Below are 3,406 nucleotides of genomic sequence, written 5' to 3' on the forward strand. Positions count from 1 at the left end.
CACACCACGAAGCCGACGAAGCCGATGGCCACCATGGCGTAGGCCATGGCCAGATAGCCGAACACCGGCTTCTTCGAGAACGTCGAGACGATGTGGCTGATCATGCCGAAGCCCGGCAGGATCAGGATGTACACTTCCGGGTGGCCGAAGAACCAGAACAGGTGCTGGAACATCACCGGGTCGCCGCCACCGGCGGCGTCGAAGAAGTGCGTGTTGAAGTTGCGGTCGGTGAGCAGCATCGTGATCGCGCCGGCCAGAACGGGCAGCGAGAGCAGCAGCAGGAACACCGTCACCAGGATCGACCACACAAACAGCGGCATGTTGTGCAGGGTCATGCCCGGCGCGCGCATGTTGAAGATCGTCGTGATGAAGTTGATGGCGCCCAGGATCGAACTGGCGCCCGCGAGGTGAAGAGACAGGATCGCCAGATCCATGGCCGGCCCGGTATGGCCGGAGGTGGAGAGCGGCGGATAGATCGTCCAGCCGCCGCCAAAGCCCTTGCCGGGGCCGCCGTCGACGAACATCGAGGCGCAGAGCAGCACCCAGGCGGCGACCAGCAGCCAGAACGAGATGTTGTTCATGCGCGGGAAGGCCATGTCCGGCGCGCCGATCATGAGCGGCACGAACCAGTTGCCGAACCCGCCGATCATCGCCGGCATGACCATGAAGAAGATCATGATCAGGGCGTGGGCGGTGACCACCACGTTGTAGCCGTGCTTGGAGGGCTCGATCAGCCCCGTCTGCGCCAGCCATGAACCTTGTTGGAAGAGCTGGATGCCGGGTTCGGCAAGCTCCAGTCGGATGAGGCCGGACAGCGCCCCGCCCACGATCCCCGCCATGATGGCGAAGATGATGTAGAGCGTGCCGATATCCTTGTGGTTGGTCGACAGGAACCAGCGGGTGAAGAAGCCCGGGATGTGTTCATCCCCGTGGCCGTAATCATGAGCGGCGGATTTAGCCATCTTACGAACGTCCTGCTTACTTCGCGGCCGGCGCCGGCGGCGCGGTCGGGGTGGCGGCGGCGGGGGCCGGGGCGGCGGCCGGCGCAGACGCGGCGGCGGGTTGAGCAGCGCCTTCCGCGGTCGGCGCGGCGGCCGGAGGGGGTTTGGGCGCCTTGGACGCGACCCAGGCGTCGAAGTCGGCCTGGCTCACCACATGCACCTCGATCGGCATGAAGGCGTGATCGACGCCGCAGAGTTCGCGGCAGTTGCCGTAATAGACGCCGATGCGTTCGGCCTTGAACCAGGTCTCGTTCAGGCGGCCGGGAATCGCATCGGTGATGATGCCGAAGGCGGGAACAGCGAAGGCGTGGATCACGTCTGCGGCGGTCACTTGAAGGCGGACCACCTTGTTCACCGGAACGACGATCGGCTCGTTGACAGCCAGCCGGTAGGGCTTGTCGGCGGCCTTGGCCTTGTCCTCCGGCAGCATGTTGGAGATGTATTCGCCGATCTCCTGGTCGGGATACTCATAGCCCCAGTACCACTGGTAGCCGACCGCCTTCACGGTCACGTCCGGCTTCGGCATGTCATTGTAAGCAAACAGCAACCGGAACGAGAACACCGCGATCACCGCCAGGATGAGCACAGGAATCAGCGTCCAGGCGACCTCGAGCCCGGTGTTGTGGGTGAACTTGGCCGGGACCGGATTGGCCTTGGCGTTGTAGCGGACCACCACGAACACCAGCAAAGCCAGCACGAAGAGCGTGATGATGGTGATGATCGGCAGCAGGATCACATCGTGAAAGAACGCGGCCTGGTGCTTAAGGGGGGTCACCCCCGGCTGCAGCCCAAGCGCGCCGTCGGTCGGCTGGCCGATCAGTTCAGAGGCCCAGGCCGTCGCGCTCCACGACGCCGTCGCTGCGCCCGCGAGAACTCCGCTCGCCCGGGCTCGCCATTGCTGAAAGCTCGCCTTCATGTCCCCTCGATCGCTCTGCCGCCGGCGAGATCGGCCCCGAGAACACTTCCGGAGTCTTCGCCGACACTCGTCGGATCAAGACGCGCGCACGCGACTCCTAAAGCCTCGCCGCTCGCCCCTTGGAGGGGGTCCATACGCGCATCGTTTGGGCTTGCCAAGGTGGGCAAAGACCCTGAATCGACCGGACATCCCATGCCGCGCTGCAGGACTACGCGACGGAGGCGCCCTTGCACATTGAAGCCGGGACAGGCAGCTTGGGACTCAGACGTTTTCGCTGAATAGGACTCTGTCTTGGCCGCGACCGCCGCCACCGCCGAAGTGCTTGGCTCGTTGATGACGCGTATCGCCGCCGGCGAGCGCGACGCGCTGAAGCAGCTCTACGACGCGACGTCGGCGAAACTCTTTGGGGTATGCCTCCGTATCCTCTCGGACCGCGAGGAATGCGAGGACGTGTTGCAGGACGTTTATGTCACCATCTGGCGGAGGGCCGACCGTTACGACGGCGCGCGCGCCAGCGTGATGACATGGCTCTCCACAATCGCCCGCAATCGCGCCATCGACCGCCTGAGGGCGCGCGGCCCCATGGCCTATGCCGAACAGGTGGATGACCTGGAAATCGCCGATGGGGCCGAAAGCGCCGAGTCGCTGCTGTCGGCGGCGGATGATCGCAACCGGCTGCACGGCTGCCTGAGCGAACTGGATGAGCGGACCGAGAAAGTGATCCGCACCGCCTTCTTTGAGGGCGTGACCTATGAAGCCCTTGCTCAGCGGATGGAGGCGCCGCTGGGTACGGTCAAGAGTTGGATTCGTCGGGGACTGGCCAAACTGAAAGGTTGCCTCCAGTCATGAGCGAAGCACCCGACCTCTCCGAAGCCGAAGCCTTGGCCGCCGAGCATGCGCTCGGTGTGCTGAACGCCCGCGAGCGCGCCGAAGCCGAACAGCGCATGGCCCGCGACCCTGCCTTCGCCGCCGACGTCGAGGCGTGGCGGGCGCGCCTGGCGCCGATGCTTGACAGCATCGCCCCGGTCCCAGCCCCCCAGGGCCTCTGGGGCCGGATCGAGCGCCTGCTGCCGGCCAACGACAACGGCGCTCTGCTGAACCGGGTTCGCTTCTGGCGCAACTCGGCCGTGGGCGGCTTCAGCCTCGCGGCGGCCAGTGTCGCCGCGGTCGCTTTCCTGGCCGCTCAGCCGCCGAAGGAAATCTATCGCGACGTGCCGGTCGCCCCGCAGGGCCAGCTCCTGGCCGCCAGCCTGATGAGCCAGTCCGGCCGGGCCCAGCCGCTCTTCGTTGCGGCCTATGATCCCGACCGCAAGGCGCTGATCCTCACTTCGCTGCTGCCCGAGGGCGTGGAGCGCGACAAGGTTCAGCAACTCTGGCTGATCGCCGGCCAGGAAAACCCCAAATCGCTGGGCTTCGTGGAAGCGGGTAAGGCCAAGATCATCCCGCTGCCGACCGAACTCCTGGCCAAGATGGCGGCCGGCGCAGCGCT

The 3,406-nt window shown here is 65.7% G+C and carries 4 protein-coding genes; 2 read left to right on the forward strand and 2 right to left on the reverse strand.

Annotation, left to right across the window (positions count from 1 at the left end; translation table 11 throughout):
• Window positions 1-962: cbb3-type cytochrome c oxidase subunit I (locus ACIQ3R_RS16540; protein ID WP_397419951.1), on the reverse strand; the 962-nt coding region annotated here is incomplete at its 3' end.
• A gap of 16 nt (window positions 963-978) precedes the next feature.
• Window positions 979-1,917, reverse strand: a complete 939-nt coding sequence (coxB, locus tag ACIQ3R_RS16545) for a cytochrome c oxidase subunit II (protein ID WP_397419952.1) — start codon at window positions 1,915-1,917, stop codon at window positions 979-981.
• A 291-nt stretch (window positions 1,918-2,208) separates the two neighbouring features.
• Here coxB and ACIQ3R_RS16550 point away from each other — a divergent pair, with 291 nt between their 5' ends.
• The gene (locus ACIQ3R_RS16550; protein WP_397419953.1) at window positions 2,209-2,766 is read left to right on the forward strand and encodes a sigma-70 family RNA polymerase sigma factor; all 558 of its coding nucleotides are present in this window, start codon (window positions 2,209-2,211) and stop codon (window positions 2,764-2,766) included.
• Window positions 2,763-3,406: anti-sigma factor domain-containing protein (locus ACIQ3R_RS16555; protein WP_397419954.1), on the forward strand; the 644-nt coding region annotated here is incomplete at its 3' end. The genes ACIQ3R_RS16550 and ACIQ3R_RS16555, both read left to right, overlap by 4 nt.

The organism is Phenylobacterium sp. (assembly GCF_044371015.1).
Classification (GTDB): Bacteria; Pseudomonadota; Alphaproteobacteria; order Caulobacterales; family Caulobacteraceae; genus Phenylobacterium.